18 protein-coding genes are annotated in these 17,843 nt (G+C 65.5%); 3 read left to right on the forward strand and 15 right to left on the reverse strand.

Annotated features, from left to right (window positions below; all coding sequences use genetic code 11):
* Nucleotides 1–4 precede the first annotated feature (4 nt).
* From hpnK to BN2476_RS36735, 5 genes are all read right to left on the reverse strand, one after another.
* Nucleotides 5–850 carry a hopanoid biosynthesis-associated protein HpnK gene (gene hpnK, locus BN2476_RS36715; RefSeq protein ID WP_087739096.1) on the reverse strand — a complete coding sequence of 282 codons (846 nt, stop codon included), beginning with the start codon at nt 848–850 and terminating at the stop codon, nt 5–7.
* Nucleotides 847–2,271, reverse strand: a complete 1,425-nt coding sequence (gene hpnJ / locus BN2476_RS36720; protein WP_087739097.1) for a hopanoid biosynthesis associated radical SAM protein HpnJ — start codon at nt 2,269–2,271, stop codon at nt 847–849. Before hpnJ ends, hpnK begins: the two co-directional genes overlap by 4 nt.
* A 59-nt stretch (nt 2,272–2,330) precedes the next feature.
* Entirely contained in the window at nt 2,331–3,569 is a 1,239-nt protein-coding gene (gene hpnI / locus BN2476_RS36725; protein ID WP_087739098.1) for a bacteriohopanetetrol glucosamine biosynthesis glycosyltransferase HpnI, read from the reverse strand.
* 90 nt (nt 3,570–3,659) lie between these two features.
* Nucleotides 3,660–4,019: a hypothetical protein gene (locus BN2476_RS36730; RefSeq protein ID WP_087739099.1), complete on the reverse strand. Its 360-nt coding sequence runs from the start codon at nt 4,017–4,019 to the stop codon at nt 3,660–3,662.
* A 223-nt stretch (nt 4,020–4,242) separates the two neighbouring features.
* Nucleotides 4,243–4,782 carry a cytochrome b gene (locus BN2476_RS36735; RefSeq protein ID WP_087739100.1) on the reverse strand — a complete coding sequence of 180 codons (540 nt, stop codon included), beginning with the start codon at nt 4,780–4,782 and terminating at the stop codon, nt 4,243–4,245.
* A 173-nt stretch (nt 4,783–4,955) separates the two neighbouring features.
* On the opposite strand from BN2476_RS36735, the gene BN2476_RS36740 reads away from it, so the two are divergent.
* Both BN2476_RS36740 and BN2476_RS36745 read left to right on the forward strand, forming a co-directional pair.
* Nucleotides 4,956–5,615, forward strand: coding sequence for a response regulator (locus tag BN2476_RS36740; protein WP_087739101.1), 660 nt, complete (start codon nt 4,956–4,958; stop codon nt 5,613–5,615).
* Nucleotides 5,612–7,054 (forward strand): ATP-binding protein, encoded by a 1,443-nt coding sequence (locus tag BN2476_RS36745; protein ID WP_087739102.1) that lies wholly within the window; start codon nt 5,612–5,614, stop codon nt 7,052–7,054. Before BN2476_RS36740 ends, BN2476_RS36745 begins: the two co-directional genes overlap by 4 nt.
* Nucleotides 7,055–7,136: 82 nt before the next feature.
* Here the strand turns inward: BN2476_RS36745 and BN2476_RS36750 are convergent, their stop codons facing one another.
* From BN2476_RS36750 to BN2476_RS36760, 3 genes are all read right to left on the reverse strand, one after another.
* The gene (locus BN2476_RS36750) at nt 7,137–7,388 is read right to left on the reverse strand and encodes a hypothetical protein (RefSeq protein WP_087739103.1); all 252 of its coding nucleotides are present in this window, start codon (nt 7,386–7,388) and stop codon (nt 7,137–7,139) included.
* Between the two features lie 153 nt (nt 7,389–7,541).
* Nucleotides 7,542–7,994, reverse strand: coding sequence for an SET domain-containing protein (locus BN2476_RS36755; RefSeq protein WP_087739104.1), 453 nt, complete (start codon nt 7,992–7,994; stop codon nt 7,542–7,544).
* Between the two features lie 141 nt (nt 7,995–8,135).
* Nucleotides 8,136–9,119, reverse strand: a complete 984-nt coding sequence (locus BN2476_RS36760; protein WP_087739105.1) for a nitrilase-related carbon-nitrogen hydrolase — start codon at nt 9,117–9,119, stop codon at nt 8,136–8,138.
* A 96-nt stretch (nt 9,120–9,215) separates the two neighbouring features.
* Between BN2476_RS36760 and BN2476_RS36765 the strand changes: the two genes are divergently transcribed.
* On the forward strand, nt 9,216–10,094 hold the full coding sequence (locus BN2476_RS36765; RefSeq protein ID WP_087739106.1) for a LysR family transcriptional regulator: 879 nt from the start codon (nt 9,216–9,218) through the stop codon (nt 10,092–10,094).
* Between the two features lie 48 nt (nt 10,095–10,142).
* On the opposite strand, the gene BN2476_RS36770 is transcribed toward BN2476_RS36765, so the two are convergent.
* The 7 genes from BN2476_RS36770 to pgaC all read right to left on the reverse strand — a co-directional run bounded on the left by BN2476_RS36770 (nt 10,143) and on the right by pgaC (nt 17,810).
* The gene (locus tag BN2476_RS36770) at nt 10,143–11,474 is read right to left on the reverse strand and encodes an ATP-binding protein (protein WP_087739107.1); all 1,332 of its coding nucleotides are present in this window, start codon (nt 11,472–11,474) and stop codon (nt 10,143–10,145) included.
* Nucleotides 11,474–12,211 carry a response regulator gene (locus BN2476_RS36775; protein WP_087739108.1) on the reverse strand — a complete coding sequence of 246 codons (738 nt, stop codon included), beginning with the start codon at nt 12,209–12,211 and terminating at the stop codon, nt 11,474–11,476. Before BN2476_RS36775 ends, BN2476_RS36770 begins: the two co-directional genes overlap by 1 nt.
* Nucleotides 12,212–12,243: 32 nt before the next feature.
* A complete protein-coding gene (locus BN2476_RS36780; RefSeq protein WP_087739109.1) occupies nt 12,244–12,615 on the reverse strand; it encodes a GFA family protein in 372 nt (123 codons plus the stop codon).
* A 207-nt stretch (nt 12,616–12,822) separates the two neighbouring features.
* Nucleotides 12,823–14,073, reverse strand: a complete 1,251-nt coding sequence (locus BN2476_RS36785; RefSeq protein WP_087739110.1) for a hypothetical protein — start codon at nt 14,071–14,073, stop codon at nt 12,823–12,825.
* Nucleotides 14,074–14,082: 9 nt separating this feature from the next.
* On the reverse strand, nt 14,083–15,912 hold the full coding sequence (gene glmS, locus BN2476_RS36790) for a glutamine--fructose-6-phosphate transaminase (isomerizing) (RefSeq protein ID WP_087739111.1): 1,830 nt from the start codon (nt 15,910–15,912) through the stop codon (nt 14,083–14,085).
* 57 nt (nt 15,913–15,969) lie between these two features.
* Nucleotides 15,970–16,422: a hypothetical protein gene (locus BN2476_RS36795; protein WP_087739112.1), complete on the reverse strand. Its 453-nt coding sequence runs from the start codon at nt 16,420–16,422 to the stop codon at nt 15,970–15,972.
* Nucleotides 16,423–16,487: 65 nt separating this feature from the next.
* Nucleotides 16,488–17,810 carry a poly-beta-1,6-N-acetyl-D-glucosamine synthase gene (gene pgaC / locus BN2476_RS36800; protein WP_235851120.1) on the reverse strand — a complete coding sequence of 441 codons (1,323 nt, stop codon included), beginning with the start codon at nt 17,808–17,810 and terminating at the stop codon, nt 16,488–16,490.
* Nucleotides 17,811–17,843 lie beyond the last annotated feature (33 nt).

Here is a 17,843-nt window from a genome sequence, read left to right on the forward strand (position 1 = left end):
TTCATCATACGTAAGTCCGCTGCGAGAACACATCGGCGAAACCGCCCGTGATGGCCCCGCTCGCGGCAATTGCCGATGCGACGCGCCCGGACACCAGCGCGTCGAATTCGTCGCTGTGCCGGTATGTCTGCATCGTGGGCGTGATCGCCCCGTCTCCGGCCACGGCCGGATGACCGTAAATCTCTCCGACCCCTTCCGGCAGCCGCGCGAGCGCGGCGAGCAGCGCCGCTTCGTCGAGCCGCCCCGTCTGCGACATGCCGATCACGTAATCATTGTGCGCGATACCTGCATTATTCAACTGCTTGCGCACACGAGCCATCCACGGTCTGATCCACGCCGGCGCGCCGGGTTCATACGGCAGACGCATCGCGTTCAACCCAAAGTCGCTGCCAACCTCGATGATCAGCGCGAGCACTGTCGGATGCAGATGAAAGTGCTTGTGCGTGTTCACGTGATCGAGCTTCAGCCCCGTGTGCGCGAACGCCTGGAACTGCGCGCGGATTTCCGCCTTCAATTGACGGCGCACTTCCGGGAGCAGGAAAAAACGAAAGCCGTCGCGCACCATCCGGTCGCCGAACCGGCCGTGCCTGTCGACGAGCGCCGGGACGAGATGCGTCGCCAGCATCGGCACGCCGTCGGCCAGCACGATATGCAGGCCGACGCGCAAGGTCGGATTGCGCTGCGCGCGCCGCACGGCATCGGCGGCGGCGGGCGCCGCCACCATCAGGCTCGCCGCCGTGAGCACGCCGCTTTGATGCGCGCGCTCGACGGCTTCGTTGATGCGCGTGTGCAGGCCAAAGTCGTCGGCAGTAACGATCAGTGCGCGTCGGGGCCTGCCCGGCTGCGTCATGCCTCGTGAGCCCGCAGGAAGCGGAAGAACTCGACGCCTTCGCGCAGGCGCCGCTTCATCATGTCCCAGCTCATCAGCATCTCGCGCACGATTTCCCAGATCTTCGACGGCCGGAAATAGAACTGGCGATAGAACTGTTCGAGGTGGTGATAGATATCTTCGCGCGACAGATGCGGATACCCAATCGCAGCAAGCTGCACGCCTTCCTTGCTCACGAGGTTGATCACCTTGTTCTCTTCGAGCCAGCCATTTTCGACGGCCTGCTTGTAGAGCGTCGTGCCCGGATACGGAGCCGCGAGCGACACCTGGATCGTATGTGGATTGATCTCCTTCGCGTACTCAATCGTCTTCTTGATCGTCTCTTGCGTCTCGCCCGGCAGGCCGAGAATGAAGGTGCCGTGAATCTTGATGCCGAGCTTGCGGCAGTCTTCGGAGAAGCGGCGCGCGATATCGGTGCGCAGGCCCTTCTTGATGTTCAGCAGGATCTGGTCGTCGCCGGACTCATAGCCGACGAGCAGCAGACGCAGACCGTTTTCCTTCATGATCTTCAGCGTCGAATACGGCACGTTCGCCTTCGCGTTGCACGACCACGTGACGCCCAGCTTGCCGAGACCGCGCGCGATCTCCTCGACGCGCGGCTTGAAGTCGGTGAAGGTGTCGTCGTCGAACATGATCTCCTTCACTTCGGGCATGTTGTCGCGAATCCACTTCACTTCTTCGAGCACGTTCTCGACGGAGCGCGTGCGATAGCGATGGCCGCCCACCGTCTGCGGCCACAGGCAGAACGTGCAGCGCGAGCGGCAGCCGCGTCCCGTGTAGATCGACACATACGGATGCTTCAGGTAGCCGATGAAGTAGTTGTCGATCTTCAGGTCGCGTTGATAGACGGGCGCGACGAACGGCAGCTCGTCCATGTTTTCGAGGATCGGGCGCGCTTCGTTGTGCTCGATCGAACCGTCGGCGGCGCGATAGCTCAAGCCCTTGATCTGCGCGAGCGGCAGGCCTTCGGCGAGCTCCTTGCAGGTGAAATCGAATTCTTCGCGGCAGACGAAGTCGATCGCGTCGCTCGCCGTCAGCGAGTTGTGCGGATCGACGGCCACCTTTGCGCCGACCATGCCGACCATCACCTTCGGCGCGCGCGCCTTCAGCTGCTCGGCGAAGAGCGCATCCGCCGGGAACGACGGCGTGCTCGTGTGAATGACGACGACCTCGTATTCCGCGGCGATCGCGAGTGTCGCTTCCACCGACAGGCCATCGGCGGGCGCATCGAGCACCCGGCTGCCCGGCACGAGCGCGGCCGGCTGCGCGAGCCACGTCGGATACCAGAACGAGCGGATTTCGCGCTTCGCCTGATAGCGCGACCCCGCGCCGCCATCGAAACCGTCATACGACGGTGCCTGCAAAAATAACGTCTTCTTCATATTCGTTTTCCACGAGTTTCAATTGAGCCGAACGCGCAACTGCTGCGGATGCGGCGCGTTCAGCGGCCGTCGGATACTTCGAGTGCCTTGACGGGCTCTGGCCGGAACACCGTCGCCGCGCTGTCCTTTTCCTCGACGGGCATGCGCACGCCGCGCCACACCACGGTCGAGCCAAACGATCCCGCCAGCCATTGCGCGAACATCAGCGCATCGCGCACCGGCGTCAGCGCGAGATCGCGCCAGAATATGTTCCGCTCGGCGCTCATCATCGCATGCAGGACGACGCGCGCCGAAATTCCCGTCACCGTCGCGACGATCAGCGCGATCGACACGGCGGGATGCGCGAGCGCGCCCGGCAAGTGCGCGCCGCCGCGCAGCGCGAACGCGAGCCACGCGCCGCACAGCATCCACGGCAGCGTGATCGTCACGAACAGGAACGTGAAGCCCGCGCGGTTCACCGAGCGGATCGTGCGCAGCCAGCGCGTCTCGCGATCCCATAGCGCGGGCAGCGTGCATTCCGTCACATCCGTTTCGACGACGACGGACGACAGCGCCGTGTTCAAGCCGAGCTCGCGCACATGCCCCGCGAGCCAGTAGTCGTCGGCGAGCGTGTTCCTCAGACGTCCGAAGCCGCCGATGCGCTCGAGCGTCGCGCGCTTCAACGCGAGCGTCGCGCCAAAGCCGAAGCGCGTCGAACCGAACATATGCGCGACGCGCACGGACGGCACGAACCATTCGTTGATGAACTGCGCGCCCACGCGCGACCAGAACCCGGCGATACCCTTCGCGCGATACAGGCAGGTGACGATGCCGACCTGCGGATCGTCGAGCGGCGCGCACACGCGCTCCAGATAATCGGCTTCGACGGCGATATCGCTGTCTGCGATCACGAATACGTCGTGACGCGCCCATTCGGCCATGTTGATCAGGTTGCTCACTTTCAGATTCGTGCCGTGGATGCGCGGATCGATCACGAGCGAAATCTGGCGTTCGGGATAGGCGGTCTGCAAGCGATGGACGATCGCGACGGCGGGATCGTCCGCGCGCGATACGCCGCAGATCAGTTCGAAGCACGGGTGCGTCTGCTCGCAAAACGTGGCGAGATTCTCGAAGAGCCTGGGCTCGGCACCGCATAGCGGCTTCAGCACGCTCACGGGCGTCGGCGCGACGCGCCGTTCGGCCGCCGCGACACGCGACATCGACACGATCGAGGCCACCACCGCGATGACGGCATACACCGCTGCCCCGAGCGCAAGCGCCGTCGGCAGCCAGTAGATGTGCAGCAGCGCGTCCTGCATGATTTTAGTTGCTCCGGCTAAAAGACTTCAGAAGCTGGCTGTCTCGCCGACAGCCGCGCATAAACGGGTGACACACGTCACAGAACGCAGTCACCACCCCGTCCTGTTGACGGGAACATAAGGCATGCCGGTGAAATGCAGATGAAGGATAACAAGTCTTCGCGCCGGACACATGGAAGACACACAAACCGCGTTCTCCCGTGGCCCGACGAAACGCGCATGACGCCGCCAGATGGCCGCGCGGAACGCGATATGCGCCGCGTGGCGCGTGGCAAGAACGGCGGCCAGTAGCAAGGTGAACGTAATCGCACGGAACGAAGCCGTCTCGAACATCGATTCCGGAAATTTGCAGAAGAAAAGCAGGCTGACGACTGCCACGTCAATGGCCGTCGCAGCAACGGAAGCCGTGACGACGTGTGCCCGGATCATCTCTACAGTGGTTTGCTTCATCACACAGCCAGCCCTACATGGCGCGCACCGGCCCGCTGCGCCGACTCCCCTCGTGTGAAGTTCGCATGGCGGTGCGCCGAATTCGAACGTGCCGGAACCTCGCCGGACACCGCACCCCGATGGTAGCGACCCGATTCTGAAGGGAATATTAAGCCCCTTCGATGCAGTGGCTGTTTCAGATGCCTTGCGACACATTGCTCGTGGCTTACGGCAACTGCGCGATCTACGGGAGCATGCGTTGCAGCACATCGTCCTTCAGAACGATGCGATGAAAGAGCGCCCCGCCGATGTGCAGCGCGATCAGCGCGAGCAGCACCCAGGCGAGCCATCCGTGCACGTCGCCGAGTGCGTGGCCCGTCTGCGAGCCGTTCTGCGTCAGGTCTGGATAGCGGACCACGCCGAACAGCTTGACCGCCCAGCCGCGCGACGACGCGTTCGCCCAGCCCGCCAGCGGCACCGCGACGAGCGTGACGTACAGCAGCGCATGCGTCGCGCGCGAGATGAAGCCGAGTGTGGGCGTCAGCTCGGCGGGCGGAGGCTGGTGCGTGACGCGCCAGAGAATCCGGCACGCGACGGCCGCGACGATCGCCGCGCCCACGCCGAGATGCCACGCGATCAGCCCGTCTGGAACGGTATCCCGATGCACGTCCGGCATCGTCCAGCCGAGCACGAACTGCGCGGCGATCAAAAGCGCCACCAGCCAGTGCAGCAGACGCGCAATGCCGTCGTAGGCGGGGCGTTGCGTGAGGGCATTCAGGTTCATCTTCTACCTCGTCGTGAAGGGGCGGCGCCGTTGCCGCAAGCGGGTACGGCGCGATGCTAACGGCTAAATCTGAAGAAATGCTTAAGCCCTGTCGATGCCGCGACGCCCACGTATACATATATGTCATACGCGATAGACTCTCATCAAACAGACCCAAAACAGATTTCACATCCATGCGCATCCTACTCGTCGAAGATGACGACCTGATCGGCAGCGGGCTCGAAGTCGCGTTGCGCAATGCCGGCTTTACGGTCGATTGGGCGCGCGATGGCCAGCATGCGGAAGTCGCGCTGGCGACCACGCCCTATGCGCTGCTGATCCTCGATCTGGGCTTGCCGAAGCTCTCCGGCATGGACCTGCTCAAAGGGCTGCGCCTGCGCGGCAATGACATTCCCGTGCTGGTGCTGACGGCGAAAGACACGGCCGCCGACAAGGTGCGCGGCCTCGACGCCGGCGCCGACGACTACCTCGGCAAGCCGTTCGATCTCGCCGAGCTGGTTTCGCGCTGCCGCGCGCTGATCCGCCGCTCGCAAGGCCGCAGCACCGACGTTATTGCGTGGCGTGGTCTGACCGTGGACCCGGTCGCGCAAACGGTTTCGAAGGGCGGCGTGCGTGTGCCGCTCACGGCGCGCGAATGGGCCGTGCTGATCCACCTGCTCACGCATGCGGGCGTGCCGCAGCCGCGTTCGCGCATCGAGGAAAGCCTGTACGGGTGGCACGAGGAAGTCGAGAGCAACGCGATCGAAGTGCACGTGTCGAACCTGCGCAAGAAGCTCGGCGGCGACGTGATCCGCACGGTGCGCGGCTTCGGCTACGTCGTGGACAAAGCATGACGGGAACGCGCTCGACGTCGATCCGCCGCCGGCTGATGTGGCTGATTCTCGTCAGCGTCGGCGCCGTATGGGCGGTGATGTTCGCGTGGAGCTTCACCAACGCGACGCGCGAAGTCGACGAGTGGGACGACGCGCGCCTGATCCAGCTCGCGCATCTGCTGATCCAGCTCGATGCGGCCAATCTCGCGAAACTGGCCGCGGCGGGCATCGACGTGCGCAACGAATACACGCGAGCGTCGCCCGCCGTCTACGACGACAGCGATGCTCAGCCGCGCTATGCGCTCTTCGAGATGAGCGATGCGGCGGGCCGGCTGATCGTCGAAAGCCCCGGCCTCGCGTCGCTGAAAACGTCCGTCGAGCCGGGCGAGACGGCTGAAGGTGTGCACCGGCTGACGATCGGCGGAAGCATGTGGCTGGCCTATGCACTGCGCGACAGCGCGACGGGCCGCACCGTGCGCGTGCTGGAGCCTGCCAATATGCGCAGCGATCTGACGACGGGCGTCGCGAGCCGCATCGCGCGTCCGATGGCCATCGCGCTGCCCGTGCTGGCGCTCTTCATATGGTTCAGCATCGGGCATAGCTTCAGGCCGCTGTCGACGATCTCGAAGGCAGTGCGCACGCGCGACGCGCGCAACCTCGATCCGATCCACGTCAATCCGTCGCCCGCCGAAGTGAAGCCGCTCGTCGACGCGATCAACCAGTTGCTCGCGCGGCTGCAACATTCGATCATGCGCGAGCGCGCATTCACGGCCGACGCGGCGCACGAGCTGAAGACGCCGCTTGCCGCGATCAAGGTCCAGGCGCAAGTGGCGCTCGCCGCGCAAGACGGCGCGCAGCGTCAACAGGCGATGCACCGGGTGGTCCAGGGCGTCGACCGCAGCGCGCGTCTCGCCGAGCAACTGCTGCTGCTCGCGCGGCTCGACGAACGCGAGACGGTCACGACGCTGCCCGTCAAGCTGCATGAAGTGGCGAGCGAGGCGATCGCGTTTCGCGCGCTTCATGCTGAAGAGAAGTCGATGGCCATCGTGCTGGCCGGGGACCGCGACGCCGAAGTGTATGCGGACCGCGTGCTCGCGCGCACGCTGATCGACAACCTGCTCGACAACGCGATCAAGTACGGCGATGTCGGCGGGCGCGTGCATATCAGCGTGCTAGCCGATGCGCAGAGCGTCGCGTTGACGGTCTCCGACAACGGCCCGGGCGTTTCCGACGAAGAGCGCCTGCGCCTGACCGACCGCTTCTTCCGCGGCTCGGCGGCAACGGCGAGCGGCAATGGCAGCGGACTCGGGCTATCGATCGTCGCGCGCATCGCCACGCATTTCGACGCGCAGATTCACATCGGCTCGGGAATCGGGCGGCGTGGGCTCGCGGTGCAGATTGCGTTTCCGCGCGTCCAGCACGCGCGTGTCGGCCAGGCTGTCGAACCGCTCAGACCATAAGGGACGCGAGTCGATGCGGCGCATGTGCACGCCCGCGTGTTCAGAGGAACGCTGAAAAGCCCGGGGTCCAGCCTTCAGGGATTCAGGGAAAGAGCGGCAGCGACATCGACATGTCGGCGCCCGGCGCTTTTTTTCGCGCGGGCCGCCCGGCTCGCGGCGCGCGCTGCCGGATCGGCGCGCTCGCTCGGTCGAGGCAGCGATACACGCGAACCAGCGCGGATGAGAAAGCGGCAGGCTGCGCCATCAGGCAAGGCAGCGACGCTTCCAGTTCGATGAGCAACGCCGGCAAGGTCGGAGCCGGGGACTGCGTGGTCTTCCGTGGTCGTTTAGTCATGGACGCCTCTCTGGAACGCTGCGGGCACTGTATCACAGCCCGGCAACACGTCCTCCCGGACGACGCGTACAGCCTCGAACCACGCGCGCGATGCGGATGGTCAGCGATCGTCAGTCGGCTTGTCGACAGGTGGATGCGCCGGGAAGCGCCGCGTCATGCGCGCGCGTCGTCCGCAACGGCGAGCATCGTGCCGCGGCACGCGGGCGATCCGCATCGGCATACATACTGGCGGCGAGTTTCTTCGTCTTGCGGATCGTCGACGGACAGACCATATGAGATCAGCAGTTCTTCGCCGCACTGGATATCGACGGCGGCTTCGATAAAAACGCGTCCGTCGATTTCGACCGCCTCGCAATTGGCCTTGCACGCATGGTTGAGCCAGCGCGCGCTATTGCCCCCGACGCTGCCGTCGATCACGCGCCCATCCGACAGGCCGAACACGAACGTATGCCCATAGTCTCCGCTACGCTCGATGCGCCGCGCGGCGCGCCGCCATGACGTCACTTCGCCTTTGTACTCGATGATGCGCTCGCCGGCCGCGAGCGCGCACAGCGCGAACACGCCCTTGCCATGAATGGGCGACCGCCTGACTGATAAACGACGCATGGCCTGCTTTCGAAGAGGATTCATCGGCTAAGTATAGGGCGCGAATAAAATGCGCTGTTATCGATGTGCGTATGTTGGTCCTCTTGCATGCATCGCAAGCCTGCATCGGAATGAAGTGACGAGTGCAGGCGTCGCGTTCGATCAGCCGTGCGTCCGATCGCGTCTCACCATCGCAAAGCTCACGGGCACCGAGCCGCGCGCGCTGGCCGTGCCCGGCTCGAACCCGCGTGCGTCCAGTGGCATCTCACGCGCGCGTCCCGTCGCCAGCCGCGCATACAGATCGGGGCGCCTCGCATCGAGCCAGCGATGCCCGGGACTCGTGCCGATCAACGCCGGGTCGAGGTCCGCGACGATCATATCGTCGTCGCGCGTGCCCTGCCCGTCTTGCACGATCACTTGGCCGCACGGATCGACGATCGCGGCCGCCACGCGTTCGCCCGCATGATCGCCGGCTTGCGTGTCGTCGTGAACGCCGTCGCTGTAGACGACGAACATGCCGTTGTCGATCGCGCGCGCCGGCAACGCGCGGCACATCCATTCGGCGCTCGCGGCGTCGCTGGCACCCGTGCGCGCATGCGGCGCAACGAGCAGCCGCGCGCCGAGCAGTGCCGCCATCCGCGCGTTCTCGACAAGATAGTTGTCGCCGCCGATCAGGACCGCGAGCCGCCATCCCCAGCGCGTGTCGAACACGGTGAAGCGGTTGCCGCGCGCGAGATGGCGCGCGCCATCCGGCTGCAGCTTGTGATGCACGTGCCGCTCGCCGCCCGGCAGGCACACGACATAGCTGTTGAACAGTTCCCCGTTCGGCGCCGCTTCGATCAGGCCGACACCCGCGGCGACGCCCGTGCGCTCGACGGCATCGGCGACGGCGAGCACGGGCGCGCTGTCGATGCCCTGCGCAAGCGCCCTCAGCTCCGTGCGGCGTATCTTGCGCGCATCCGACGAAGCAGTTTCGCCAATGCCACCCGTCAGACATGCTTCCGGAAACACCACCAGTCCGACACCGTCGCGCGCGGCCCGTTCGATGGCGGCGACGGTTCGCGCAACGTTATCGGCCGTCGCGCCACGGCGCGACTTGAACAGCATCGACGCGACACGCAGCGTCGTGGTGGGCAGAGAGGACATGATGGACCCGGTACGAATCGATGAAATGCCTCCATTGGACCGCGCGCCCTTCGATACGTAAAATGAATAATTCGATCGAAACGATAACGGTGAAGAATGGAAATCCGGCTGCTGCGCGCGTTCCTGACGGTCACCGACCTGCGCCATTTCGGCCGTGCGGCGCAGGCGCTGCATCTGAGCCAGCCGGCACTCAGCAAGCAGATCGTCGCGCTCGAGGAAAGCCTCGGCGCGCGTCTCTTCGAGCGGGGCCGTCACGGCGCGGAACTGACGGCCTTCGGCAGCGTGTTTCTGCCCGATGCCGAAGCCCTCGTGCGCGACGCCGACGACGTGCTCGCACGCGCGCGCGAAGCGGGCAGCGGCCGTCGCGGCCATCTGCGCATCGGCCTGTGCCTGTCGGCGCTCACGCTTGCGCCGCCTTTGATCGCCGCGTATCGAAGGCTCAATCCCAACATCGGTGTCACGCTGAACGATCTGTCGTCGGCGGAGCAGACGCGGCGCATGTTCGCCGGCAAGCTCGACGTGGGCTTCGTCCGGCTGCCCGCGAGCGCGGGCCTGTCGGCGTTTCGCGTCGTCGACGAATCCCTTGCGCTGGCCGTGCCGCCGCACGCGACGTGGAAGCGCGTGCCCGCGAACCTCGACGAACTCAACGAGCTTGGCTTCATTGCGCTCGCGCGCAGCCGCGGCCCGGGGCTGGCGGGCATGATCGACGCATGGTGCGCGGAGCGCGGCTTCGTGCCGCGCGTGATCCAGCAAGCCGACGATATCCAGTCGGTGCTGGCCGCCGTCGCGTCGGGTGTCGGCACGGCATTCGTGCCTTCTCGTGCGGAGCATTTGCTGCGCGATGCGCGCGTGTTGCGGCTGAAGGATGCGTCCGCGCAATGGCGCGTCGGCCTTGCATGGCAGACGGAGCGCGACGATCCCGTCGTGACGCGCTTCGTCGATTATGTGCGCGCGTCGATGAAGCGCGCCGCGTAGTGCCCGCGTAGTGCCCGCGAAGCGCCTTCGAACGTTCGATGCGCGCCTTCAAAGCGTGAGCCGCGCTTCGAGGCCGCCGCTTTCGCGATTGCGCAGCGTCAGCGTCGCACCCATCGACTGCGCAAGCTGCTTCGCAATCGCGAGCCCCAGGCCCGTGCCGCCCGTCTCGCGATTGCGCGACGTCTCGACGCGATAGAACGGCTGGAACACCGCGTCGAGCTGCGACTGCGGAATGCCCGGGCCGCGATCGAGCACGGCGATCGACACATGCCGCGCGCGCGTGGCGTCGACGCTCATTTCGACGGTCACTTCGTCGCCGCCCGAGTACTTCAGCGCGTTGTCGATCAGATTGCCGAGAATGCGACGCAGCGCCTGCGGCCGCGTCGTCACCGGCTCGCCGACGCGCCCCGTCAGCGATACTCGGTCGCCCGCGTCCGCATAGTCGCTGACGATGCTCCCGATCAGCGCGTCGGGATCGATCCGGCACGGCTTCTCGTCGGCGCCATGCAGCGTGCGCGCATAGGCGACGCCTTCGCGCACGAGCAGCTCCATCTCCTTCAGATCCTTTTGCAGACGCGCGCGCTCCGCTTCGTCGTCGAGCAGGTCGGCGCGCAGGCGCATGCGCGTGATGGGCGTTTGCAGATCGTGCGAGACGGCCGCCAGAATCTGCAAACGCTCGCGCATATAGATGCCGATGCGCGCCTGCATCGCGTTGAACGCCTTCGACGCACGCGCGACTTCTTCGGGCCCGTTCTCCGGCAGCGCGGCGGGCGCGAGATCGGGGCCGAGCGTGTCGGCCGCCTGCGCGAGACGTTCGAGCGGCCGCGTCGCGAGGCGCACCGCGAGCCACGCGCAGCCGCCCAGCAGCGCCAGTTGCGCGGCGAGCACGAGCGGCAGCCACGGCGACAGCGGCGTGCCGTGCACCGGGTGCATGTCGATCGTGAGCGGCGAGCCGTCGCTCAATGTCATATGCACTTCGAGATGCTCGCGCTCGCCCGGCACCGCATTGGCCGTCACGTTGTAGTGCGCGCCGACGTCCTTCGCGATCGAAGCGCCGATCTGCCGGGACAGCGTCGCATCCGGCGGCATGCCGCTCGTGCCCGGACCGAGCACGAAGCGATAGCTGCGCCGCGCGAGCTTCGGCAGCCATTCGACGCGCTCGGCGGGCGTCAGCCGGTCGAGCAGCGCGACGGAGCTCGTCACTTCCTGGCCGATGTAGCCGACCATCATGTGCGTCATAGACTCGTTGCGCTCGGCCATCGTCAGCCAGAACGACAGCGTCTGCGCGGCGATGAGGCCCGCGAAGAAGATCAGCGACAGGCGCACGAACAGCGTGCGCGGCGGCCACAGACCGCGCAGGCGGCCGGCTGCGTGGTTCATCAGGCGCTGTCCTCCGGCGTGACGAGCGACGAGAACACATAGCCCTCGTTGCGCAACGTCTTGATGTAGCGCGGCTCGCGCGCGTCGTCGCGCAGACGCTGACGCACGCGGCTCACGAGCAGATCGATCGAGCGGTCGAACGGTTCCGTCTGCCGCCCTTGCGTGAGCGTCAATAGCTGGTCGCGCGTCAGCACGCGCTGCGGATGATCGAGGAACACGCGCAGCAGCCGGTACTCGGCGCCGCTCAGCGCGACCATCGTTCCTTCGCTGTCGATCAGATTGCGGCCGATCGTATCGAGCCGCCAGTCGCCGAAGCACAGGAAGTGCGACGTGCTCGCCTGCTCGTTGCCGGGCGGCATCATGCGCGCGCGGCGCAGGATCGCGCGGATGCGCGCGAGCAGCTCGCGCACGGCGAACGGCTTCGCGAGATAGTCGTCGGCGCCCATCTCGAGGCCGACGACGCGGTCCGTCTCTTCGCTCAGCGCCGTCAGCATCAGGATCGGGATCGACTGGAATTCGCCCGCGCGCAGTTCGCGGCACAGGTCGAGACCGCTTTCGCCCTGCAGCATCAGGTCGAGCACGATCAGGTCCGGCCGCTCGCTCGCGAGCGCGGCGCGCATCTGCCGGCCGCCCGACGCGAGCGTCGCGCGCACGCCGTTCTTGTTGAGGTAGGTGCCGACCAGTTCGCGGATGTCGCGGTCGTCGTCGACGATCAGAACATGATCCGTTTTTTCCACACGAGGCTCCTTCGCCCGCTGTTGTGCCGCTATTATGCGTCGCCGACCACCGACAGGCTCGCGCCGTCCGATACCGACGCTTCGAGCGCGTACGGATCGACGCCGTCCAGACAGCCGAGGTTCACGCGCCACAGGTTCGGGTCCTTGCGCGTCTGGTGAAAAGGATAAACGCCGCAGTGCTTGCAGAAGTAATGCTTCGCGACGTGGGTATTGAACTGGTACAGCGTGAGACTGTCCTCGCCCGACAGGATGCGCAGCGCGCTTGTGGGAAGGAATGGCGACATCAGCGCGCCTCTGCGCCGGCACAGACTGCAGTTGCAGCGCACGGCGGGCGTGACGGGAGTTTCGACTTCGAACGTGACCGCGCCGCAATGACACGAGCCGTGGTGAAGGTTGGACGTCATGGCTTGCTCCTGATTGCAATGCCGACTTTATACCGTAACGTCTCCCCTGCTTTGTGTCCCAATGTATCTGGCCGGTACGGCGATACAAAATGCGTGGGTGGTGGGTTTGCTGGTGACGCCCCACCGCCTCCGACCGGACCGGAAACCCGCTTCGACCGGCACGTTGCGTGCCGCCACGATACGGTTCAAAACGGTTCAACCCACCCACTAACCCCGGCACTGATCCCTGTCTCCGGGCGCGGTCGCGGCATTCAGATCGAAGTCCGCTTCCCGCAGCCCTTTGTGACTCGTCGCGACCCAATGCAAAACCGACGGTGAACGGACGAGCCCGATGCTGCCCGTGTAGGTCCATTTGATCGGCGACGGCTGCGTGCCCGCGAGTTCGATCGACGAACGCGTGAGCTTCAGATGCAGCAGCCGCCCATCCTCGGAAGGCGTGAAGGCGCGCTCGCCGATCACGGCAATGCCCGCCTCGCGCACCGATGCCGGCATGCATCCGAGCGTCGCCGTCGTCTGTCCATTCGCATCGATGAGCTGCGCGAAGCCTCTGCCTTTGTCATCAGTAGCGACCACGACGAAGCGGTCAACGGCAGGCACCCAGGCCGCCGCGTACGTGTAGTACTGCAAGCGCTCCTCGATCACATGCGGCTCGCTGAGCGTGCCCGTCGCGGGGTCGAGCGTCGCCACCTTGAGCCGCGCGTACGTCTCGCCGTTCACATACTGCTGCCACACGAGCAGCGCGCGCATCGGCGAACCGGCGATCATCGGCCACCATTCGCGCACGCGTGGCGCCACGTCGATAGCCTGCAGGAGCGCGCCGTCGGCATCGTAGGTCTTCACATAGACGCCGTCCCCCGTGCCGAGATTGTCGACGCCGCCGCCGTCGATCCAGTCATTCGAATAGAACACGACGAACCGCGAGCCGACGCCGGCGACATGACCCGAGTGCCCGCCCGACAGCACATCGTTCGGATACGGCTTCACGCCCTTCAGGTCCGGCGTATAGACGCCGTATCGCTGGCTCACCTGATTCGGCGTGTTCCAGCCGTCCTCGAACGACACCATCACGCGGCCCGCGTCGTTCTGCGCGACCGACACGGGCTCTTGCGCTTCAGGCCGGCTGATGAAGATGCGCGGCCGCTCGAGCGTGGCCTGCTGCGGCGTCCAACGCGCGATGTAGACATCGTGTGTCCAGTTGCGGTCGCGGCCCGCGCCGCGCGGCGGCAGGCCCGAACTGCTGAAGAACACGGTCGTCACGCCGCGCGCGTCCGTCGTCGCGCCGATGCCGTGCATATAGGCGCGCAAGTCGCCCGTCGGCACGCGGGCGCTCGACGCGCTCGCGGCCTTCGTTCCCGCCTTCGCCCTCGCTTGTGTTCCTGCCTTGGTTCCCGCCGCAAGCGCGGCTGGAACGAGACCGCATGCGGCCACCACGGCGAGCACTGCAAACGTCGTCCGCATGCTCGCCGCTCACTCGACCGTCACCGACTTCGCGAGATTGCGCGGCTTGTCGACATCGGTGCCGCGCACGCAAGCCGTGTGATACGCGAGCAATTGCAGCGGCACCACATGCAGGATCGGCGACAGCGGCCCGTAATGCCCGGGCAGCTGGATCACGCGCACGCCGTCGCTGCTTTCGATCGTCGTGCCCGCATCGGCGAGCACATACAGCTGGCCGCCGCGCGCGCGCACTTCCTGCATGTTCGACTTGAGCTTTTCGAGCAGCGTATCGTTCGGCGCGATCGTGATGACGGGCATCTCGTTCGTGACGATGGCAAGCGGCCCGTGCTTCAGCTCGCCGGCGGGATACGCTTCCGCGTGCACGTATGAGATTTCCTTGAGCTTCAGCGCGCCTTCGAGCGCGATCGGATAATGCACGCCGCGCCCGAGGAAGAGCGCGTGATCCTTGCGCGCGAGCGCTTGCGCCCACGCGACGATCTGCGGCTCCAGTGCAAGCACGCTGTTCAGCGCAGCGGGCAGATGATGCAGCTGGTGCAGCGCGTGCGCTTCGTCGTCGGTGCTGACGCGGCCGCGCTCCTTGCCGAGCGTGAGCGCGAGCAGGAACAGCGCGACGAGCTGCGTCGTGAACGCCTTCGTCGACGCCACGCCGATCTCCGGACCCGCGCCCGTCGAATATTGCAGCTCGGTAAGCCGCATCATCGAGCTATGCGGCACGTTGCAGATCGCGAGCGTATGGTTATGGCCGATCTCTTGGGCGTGCTTCAATGCCGCGAGCGTATCGGCTGTCTCGCCCGATTGCGACACGACGACGACCATCGCGCACGGATTCACGACGCTCTCGCGATAGCGGTACTCGCTTGCGATCTCCACTTGCGTCGGAATGCCCGCGATCGATTCGAGCCAGTATTTCGCCGTCAGCGTCGAGTAATAGCTGGTGCCGCACGCGAGCAGCAGCAACGAATCGATGTCGTTGAACGCGCGCTGTGCCTTCGCGCCGAACAGCGCTGGCGTGATCGAACGCACGCGCTCCGTTGCATCGGCGACCACGTCGGGCTGCTCGAAGATTTCCTTCTGCATGTAATGGCGGTACGGACCCAGCTCGGTCGCACAGTGGCTCGCGTGCTGCGCCTGCACTTCGCGGCGCGCGGGTGCGCCGTCGCGATCGACGATATGCACGCCATCGCATGACAGCACCGCGATGTCGCCTTCTTCGAGGAAGATGAAATGCCCGGCCGTGCCGGACAGTGCCATCGCATCCGAGGCCAGATAGTTGCCGCGCTCGCCCACGCCGACGACAAGAGGCGAGCCCGCGCGCGCGCCGATCACGCGGTCCGGTTCGCTCTTCGCGAACACGGCGATCGCGTACGCGCCGCGCAGCCGCTGCAACGCACGCTGCACAGCCGTCAGCAGATCGCGCGACGCATCCTGCTCGCGCGTGTGATGAATCAGATGCGCGATCACTTCCGTATCGGTATCCGTCTCGAACGCGTAGCCGAGCGCCTTCAGTTCGTCGCGCAGCGGCTCATGATTTTCGATGATGCCGTTGTGCACGAGCGCGATCTCGTCGCGCGAGAAGATCGGGTGCGCGTTGTCGGTGATGGGCGCGCCGTGCGTCGCCCAGCGCGTGTGCGCGACACCTATCGTGCCCGACAGCCGCGCGTGTTCGACCTGCTCCGCGAGGTTCGCGACGCGCTCGATGCTGCGCACGCGGCGCGGCGCGCCATGCTGCAAGACGGCGACGCCGCACGAGTCATAACCGCGATACTCGAGCCGGCGCAGGCCCTCCGTGAGAACGCCGACGATGTCGCGCCGTGCCACTGCTCCTACGATTCCGCACATGGTGGTCTCCGTGGTGCGTGTGTTGTGTGCCTGTCGTTTCGATGCGCACGCGGGCGCTCACGCGGCCTGGCGTTCGAACTCGGGCATCGTCACGACGTGCGAGATCATGCCGTCGTCGTCGTGATACGCGACGAGGCAGCGGCCCGCATCGCCTTCGGGGATTTCATGCGTCGTCGCCGGCTGCGGCGCGTCGCTCGTCTCTGGCATGCGGCGCACGCGATTCGTGTTCATTGCGTCCATCTGGCGGCCGAAGGTCCAGAGGATCATCGACAGCGCGACGATGCCGATGCCCATGATGCCTGGCGTGAACGCATGGAGCGACAGCTCCTCTTCGCTCGCATTCGCGAGACACCAGCGGATATAGACGGCGGCCAGCACCCACGTGCCAAGCACGAGCACAGGCCGCACGAAGCGATACCACGCGACGAAGCGCACGGCTCTCGCCTTGCCGCACTCCGTTGCGAACTGCGAGACGGACTGCTTCGAAACATCGATGATCGGGAATTCCATGTTGTTTGCCCCTGTCGAGAATGTTGACTCCGAGATGTCAATTCGAATGCTTCATGCCGACTGCTTTACTCCGCCTGCGGCGCTTCGAGCGATGCGTTGAACCGGGGCTCGACGGGTGCATCGTTGGCCAATGCGCCGCTGCTCGAACGGATGCCGCGATCCGGGCTCACCCAGCGCGCGCGCTTTCTGCGACGCTGGATGACCACGCCGGGCAACGCGATGACGGAAGCGATCATGCTGATGGCCCAGAACGCAGCGGGATACCAGACGGTGTCGATGAAATAGCGCATCAGGTTCTTGTCATAGCGACGGTCGATCAGGCAGCCGATCAGGATCTGCGCGCAGCAGGTCGCGAAGAGCAGCACGCCCGTGCCGCGCGGCACGAAGCCGAAGCGCCAGCTTTCGGGCAGCGTGAACATCGCGGTGGCCGCCATCATCACGAGCGTGAAGAGCATGCAATACGCCCACACGATGCTGACCGCGTACTCGACGAAGATCGGCCACATCATCATGTTGCGGCGTGACAGCACGGCGCCCGCATACTTGAAGAGCACCTGGATGCCACCCTTGGCCCAGCGCAGACGCTGCTTGTAGAGGCCGCGGAACGTCTCCGGCATCAGTATCCAGCTAAGAGCGCGCGATTCGAAATGCACGGCCCAGCCCTGCACCTGAAGCTTCCAGCTGATGTCGATGTCTTCCGTCAGCATGTCGGAGCTCCAGTAGCCGACTTCCTGCAGCGCGCGCGTCCTGAACATCGACACCACGCCCGACACCGTCAGCAGACGCCCATACATGTGCTGCGTGCGCTTGATGAGACCTACGATCGACGAAAACTCGCCCACCTGCATGCGCCCGAGCAGCGACGAGCGCGTGCGGATGCGCGGATTGCCCGTCACCGCGCCCACCGATGCGTCGTCGAGGAAATGCCGTAGCATCCAGCCGATTGCTTCCTTGTCGAGCAGCGAATCGCCGTCGATACACATCAGGTACTCGGCGTCCGACAGCATCGCGGCCGTCGTGAGTCCGATCGCCTTGCCCTCGTTCTGATGCTGATGCACGACGACGAGCTTCGGATAGACGCTCACCAGCTGGTTCAGGATCGTGCCCGTTTCGTCGCGGCTGCCGTCATTGATCGCGATGATGTTGTAGTTCGGATAGTTCAGCTCGTCGAGGCACGCGATCACTTCGCGCACGTTGTCCGCTTCGTTGTAGCAAGGCACGACGACCGACACCTTCGGATACGACATCAGCTGCGGCGCCGACTTGCGCCCCGCGTCCCTGCGCTCGATGAGCACGTAGTGAAGCAGGCCGCCCACCATCCACAGATAGGCCATCAACAACGGGTAGTAAAAGACGAAGTTCGAGATGATGCTCATGACGTTTTTCATTCTGGTCCCCTGGTCTGGGCTGGCATCGCACGG

The sequence above is a fragment of the Paraburkholderia piptadeniae genome (genome assembly GCF_900007165.1).
Lineage (GTDB): Bacteria > Pseudomonadota > Gammaproteobacteria > Burkholderiales > Burkholderiaceae > Paraburkholderia > Paraburkholderia piptadeniae.

What these genes read in the sequence shown, in the direction of transcription:
- hpnK (WP_087739096.1), bottom strand. Translation starts at nt 850, where the DNA reads ATGACGCAGCCGGGCAGGCCCCGACGCGCACTGATCGTTACTGCCGAC.
- hpnJ (WP_087739097.1), bottom strand. Translation starts at nt 2,271, where the DNA reads ATGAAGAAGACGTTATTTTTGCAGGCACCGTCGTATGACGGTTTCGAT.
- hpnI (WP_087739098.1), bottom strand. Translation starts at nt 3,569, where the DNA reads ATGCAGGACGCGCTGCTGCACATCTACTGGCTGCCGACGGCGCTTGCG.
- BN2476_RS36730 (WP_087739099.1), bottom strand. Translation starts at nt 4,019, where the DNA reads ATGAAGCAAACCACTGTAGAGATGATCCGGGCACACGTCGTCACGGCT.
- BN2476_RS36735 (WP_087739100.1), bottom strand. Translation starts at nt 4,782, where the DNA reads ATGAACCTGAATGCCCTCACGCAACGCCCCGCCTACGACGGCATTGCG.
- BN2476_RS36740 (WP_087739101.1), top strand. Translation starts at nt 4,956, where the DNA reads ATGCGCATCCTACTCGTCGAAGATGACGACCTGATCGGCAGCGGGCTC.
- BN2476_RS36745 (WP_087739102.1), top strand. Translation starts at nt 5,612, where the DNA reads ATGACGGGAACGCGCTCGACGTCGATCCGCCGCCGGCTGATGTGGCTG.
- BN2476_RS36750 (WP_087739103.1), bottom strand. Translation starts at nt 7,388, where the DNA reads ATGACTAAACGACCACGGAAGACCACGCAGTCCCCGGCTCCGACCTTG.
- BN2476_RS36755 (WP_087739104.1), bottom strand. Translation starts at nt 7,994, where the DNA reads ATGCGTCGTTTATCAGTCAGGCGGTCGCCCATTCATGGCAAGGGCGTG.
- BN2476_RS36760 (WP_087739105.1), bottom strand. Translation starts at nt 9,119, where the DNA reads ATGTCCTCTCTGCCCACCACGACGCTGCGTGTCGCGTCGATGCTGTTC.
- BN2476_RS36765 (WP_087739106.1), top strand. Translation starts at nt 9,216, where the DNA reads ATGGAAATCCGGCTGCTGCGCGCGTTCCTGACGGTCACCGACCTGCGC.
- BN2476_RS36770 (WP_087739107.1), bottom strand. Translation starts at nt 11,474, where the DNA reads ATGAACCACGCAGCCGGCCGCCTGCGCGGTCTGTGGCCGCCGCGCACG.
- BN2476_RS36780 (WP_087739109.1), bottom strand. Translation starts at nt 12,615, where the DNA reads ATGACGTCCAACCTTCACCACGGCTCGTGTCATTGCGGCGCGGTCACG.
- BN2476_RS36785 (WP_087739110.1), bottom strand. Translation starts at nt 14,073, where the DNA reads ATGCGGACGACGTTTGCAGTGCTCGCCGTGGTGGCCGCATGCGGTCTC.
- glmS (WP_087739111.1), bottom strand. Translation starts at nt 15,912, where the DNA reads ATGTGCGGAATCGTAGGAGCAGTGGCACGGCGCGACATCGTCGGCGTT.
- BN2476_RS36795 (WP_087739112.1), bottom strand. Translation starts at nt 16,422, where the DNA reads ATGGAATTCCCGATCATCGATGTTTCGAAGCAGTCCGTCTCGCAGTTC.
- pgaC (WP_235851120.1), bottom strand. Translation starts at nt 17,810, where the DNA reads ATGAAAAACGTCATGAGCATCATCTCGAACTTCGTCTTTTACTACCCG.